Origin of the sequence: Sodaliphilus sp. (genome assembly GCF_045598405.1) — a bacterium.
Lineage (GTDB): Bacteria > Bacteroidota > Bacteroidia > Bacteroidales > Muribaculaceae > Sodaliphilus > Sodaliphilus limicaballi.
This window is the reverse complement of record NZ_JAZLLZ010000133.1, coordinates 1-3,497: the sequence shown is the minus strand read 5'-3', so window position 1 is coordinate 3,497 and position 3,497 is coordinate 1. Positions and strand designations below refer to the sequence as shown.

The 3,497-nt window shown below is 49.2% G+C and carries 6 protein-coding genes and 1 pseudogene; 1 reads left to right on the top strand and 6 read right to left on the bottom strand.

All coding sequences use genetic code 11. The features are described from left to right. Nucleotides 1-305 precede the first annotated feature (305 nt). The 6 genes from ACKI3C_RS09415 to ACKI3C_RS09390 all read right to left on the bottom strand — a co-directional run bounded on the left by ACKI3C_RS09415 (nucleotide 306) and on the right by ACKI3C_RS09390 (nucleotide 2,414). Nucleotides 306-875, bottom strand: a complete 570-nt coding sequence (locus tag ACKI3C_RS09415; RefSeq protein ID WP_407404371.1) for an aspartyl protease family protein — start codon at nucleotides 873-875, stop codon at nucleotides 306-308. Further along, nucleotides 875-1,114 (bottom strand): hypothetical protein, encoded by a 240-nt coding sequence (locus tag ACKI3C_RS09410; protein ID WP_407404369.1) that lies wholly within the window; start codon nucleotides 1,112-1,114, stop codon nucleotides 875-877. The genes ACKI3C_RS09415 and ACKI3C_RS09410 overlap by 1 nt, the downstream gene beginning before the upstream one ends. Nucleotides 1,115-1,358: 244 nt before the next feature. Further along, complete coding sequence (locus ACKI3C_RS09405; protein WP_407404367.1) at nucleotides 1,359-1,625, bottom strand: hypothetical protein; 267 nt, start codon at nucleotides 1,623-1,625, stop codon at nucleotides 1,359-1,361. Further along, entirely contained in the window at nucleotides 1,622-1,867 is a 246-nt protein-coding gene (locus ACKI3C_RS09400; RefSeq protein WP_407404365.1) for a hypothetical protein, read from the bottom strand. Before ACKI3C_RS09400 ends, ACKI3C_RS09405 begins: the two co-directional genes overlap by 4 nt. Continuing rightward, entirely contained in the window at nucleotides 1,864-2,154 is a 291-nt protein-coding gene (locus ACKI3C_RS09395; protein WP_407404363.1) for a hypothetical protein, read from the bottom strand. Before ACKI3C_RS09395 ends, ACKI3C_RS09400 begins: the two co-directional genes overlap by 4 nt. Next, on the bottom strand, nucleotides 2,151-2,414 hold the full coding sequence (locus tag ACKI3C_RS09390; RefSeq protein WP_407404361.1) for a hypothetical protein: 264 nt from the start codon (nucleotides 2,412-2,414) through the stop codon (nucleotides 2,151-2,153). The genes ACKI3C_RS09395 and ACKI3C_RS09390 overlap by 4 nt, the downstream gene beginning before the upstream one ends. A gap of 510 nt (nucleotides 2,415-2,924) precedes the next feature. Between ACKI3C_RS09390 and ACKI3C_RS09385 the strand changes: the two are divergent. Next, a pseudogene (locus ACKI3C_RS09385) lies at nucleotides 2,925-3,497 on the top strand (hypothetical protein); the annotation flags it as partial.

Sequence of the window (3,497 nt, the reverse complement as noted above, 5' to 3'; positions counted from 1 at the left end):
TCGTAAGAGCTCATATACGATGCTTTGACCATCCGAAATGGAAAATCTTGCATCACCCCAAATTAACCTGCCGACTCGGGATTGACTCTCGATGAAGCAGAAATGTCTAACTTGAATGCTACTTTTTGTAGCGGAATCATTCCATTAAAATTTTAGTGAAACATGATAGTGCAAATCTACTCACTCCCAACGACTCGGCAAAAGACAAAGAAAGCCCCGGAGCAATCGCCCCAGGGCTGTAATCTGCGAAAAAAGCCACCCTTAATAGAGGTGGCGAGCTTTTGTCTTTTTCTTTTAAGGAGGCTTTACTTATTATACTTGCTCTTGCCGTGACAATTTTTGAAATCCTTCCCGCTTCCGCAAGCACATTTATCTTGTTTGTAGTTATTACGGACGTGGTTTTCATGAACTTTTAGGCACCGATTAAATTCTGATATTTCTTGAACATAATCAATGCACTCTATTGATGGTGTACGGAAAGTCATCACCGTATTCCCTTCAAAAGTGGATATCGAAAAATCCCCTTTGCTGATAAGATCCATCCCTATCAACATGCCAGTATCGTTGGATTCCGATAACTCTTCACACTCTGTCACGAGTGTTTGCAATGTGATGTTTTGGTTATTTAATGTAATATGCACAAGATATACATTAACTTCCTTCTCTCCATGAACCCCTCTCACTTTAGTTCGAGAAACAACAGGCAATCCTAGTTGTAATGCAATACTTTTAGTGACAACACAATTAGTTGCTCCTGTATCCCAGATAGCCAATGTGTTGATTTCTGCTTTGCTAAAAGTGTTCTGAATTTTAACCGGGGTTTTTATGACATCTTTTATCCCTCCGGGACTATGAGTAAGCGCGTAAACAATCATTAGGAAAAAACTACTCTAGTATGAAATGTTTGTGTATAGGCATCATCTCCTTCAGTACACTCCTGTATCAAGAACGTACCAGGTTCTAGCCCCTGCGCCATTGCTTGACTAAGAGCTTCATCAAATGATTCTGCAGCAGAGACCACAGCTTCACCGCTAATAACAACAAATTTATTAGGATGGTCTCTGAAAATCTCATCATGATGAGATACAAAGTATTTAAACTCTTTTTCCAACATAAGTTTATTTTAAAAACAAAAGCAAGCGTTTAATATTAAGTGCAAAGTTAGTTAGTTAGTTTGTTATAAACAAAAAAATAGGTCGTATAAATACAAAATAGCAAGTATATTTAACATTTAAATTCTTTTCCTATGTTGCACATGCTAACAGAATGTTATTTCAAAGTAAAAGGCGGCTACCCTCGCGGGCGGCCGCCTTTAGGAAATTATGCAAAAAAAATGTCAAAAACTGTTCGGTGGTGTGTTATCCCTGGCGCATTGCCCAGCCGTGTCGGCCGTTGGAGAGGAACACGAGGCGGAAGCCTCGGTCGAGCATTACCTCGGCGATGTCATTGGGGTTGAGTTCCACCATGTCGTCGAGGTCGCGCAGTATGGCGTCGGTGGTGCGCAGCGAGCGGTTGTCGTCGTCGGGCTCGTAGTTGGCGAGGTAAGCGTCGAGGGCTGCCGTTGCGAGTCGGCCGGTGGCCATGGCGTTGATTGCCTGGCCGGTGTTGTTGTCTTCGCTGCTCATGCCTCACCTCCTTCCTTGCATTCGTTGACCATCTCGATGAACGACTGTATGGCTTCGGCGATGATGGGCAGGTCGTCGATGTTGTCGAGCCACAGCCCGGTGGCGAGTGTGCTTGTGCTGATGTGTTCCACTTCTATCTCCACCGCCGGGGTGGCGTCGATGGCGTCGGGCTCGGTGATGCGTGTGATGATTACTCGCAGGTTGTCTTTCTCGAGGCGGGTGCTAAGTCGGTTGGGGATCATGCTTCACCTCCTTCCTGCGATTGCTGGGCGAGGTGCATGAGCTGGTTCAACTCGGTGCGGTTGGCGGCAATCTGCTCGTTATAGCGGCGTGCGGCATCGAGGCGCTCTTCGCGGTACTTGATGGCGATCTGCTGCTGGCGCTGGTGGTAGTATGCCTTGAGGCGGTTCATGCGGGTGGTGAGGTCGGCACGCTGCTGTGCAAAGCGGGTCTCGATCTGATGCAGTTCACAGCGGTAGTCCTCGTGCAGCGCTGTGTTGTGGGCGTGGATCTGCGTGATGGTTCTCATGACTCACCTCCTTCCTCTTCGACGAATTTGCCGAAATCCTTGAAGATAACTGCCATGAACTGCAGGGCGAACGCCATCACCACGGCGCAGCAGCGCACCGGGTGGATGGGCGATGCCTCGTGGTAGAGCAGCGCGGCAAGGGCCACGACGCCCAGCACGGCGGTGAGCACGGGGCTGGTTAGACACTGGGCTGCTTTCTCGGCAAGCAGGCGAGCCGGCAACTTGGTTGCACTCGGGGTCTGGAATGTAATTGCTTCCATGTTTTTTGGTGTTTAGCGTTATGGGCAGAAAAACGGCTGCCGTTATCCCGTCGCTAAACACCGATAGAGTTACCCCGAAGAGCAAAAGTATCATGGATAAGGCAGCCGTGTATCAGTCACTGGCTGTGGCGGGCATAAAAAAAGCCCACCGCTTTATGTCGTGAGCAATTACCGTTGCCCCGCGGGATGAGAACCCTCATCACTTGTTTGACGGGAGCAAAGTTACGGCAAATTTTTGAATTGAGCAAATTTTGCGGGGAGAAAAACAAACCTCGCCTGCCCCGCTTGACTATTCATAGAAAAAAATCGAATTTTGCTTATGAATATAAATCGCAAAAAACTTAACAATTTCCTAACCCAACTTTGACCCCTTGAAAATTTTTTTAATGAATTTTCGGGGGTGTTTGGCGGCTAAATCGCTGGTTTTCAATAGCGGCATTCCCGAAAATCAAATTGTAGTACACAGGAATGTCGCCGGAATGTTGTATCTTTGCACCCGCTATGCACTTCATGTCTCAACCAAGATACAATCCGAAGACTCAGCACGATGACTGGTACTACCGCATCAAGGAGTCGTTCCGCGACCTGACAGGCCGCGTGCGCAGCCGTATCATGCTGAACGTGGGGTTCATCGAGGAGCCGCACCGCCCGGAGGACATCCGCGACATCGGCAAGTGCCTCACCTACATGCATGAGCACCAGGGGCAGGCCGACTTGTTCGGCAGCCCGCTGTCGCGCTACAATGACTTCGTGCAACGCAAGGCGCGTGAGTTCTGGCAGGAGATGGTGAACAACGGCAGCGTCGATGCCGTGAAGGCCACAATGGAGTCCTCGCGCGAGAAGGCGAGGCAGCTCATGGACACGAATACGGTCAAGCACACCGATGCACGCGAGATTGGAGCCGAATGGGTATGCCTCCAGGCTATCCGCGAACTGGAGATAGACAAATTCCTCCAGCGGGAGGGTTGGACTGAGATACAGATAAACACCGCCCTTGCCCATCTCATCACGCGCACCGTCTATGCCCCCTCCGAGCTTAAGTCGCTGAGCATCATGGATGAGAATTCCGCTGTGTGCGAACTC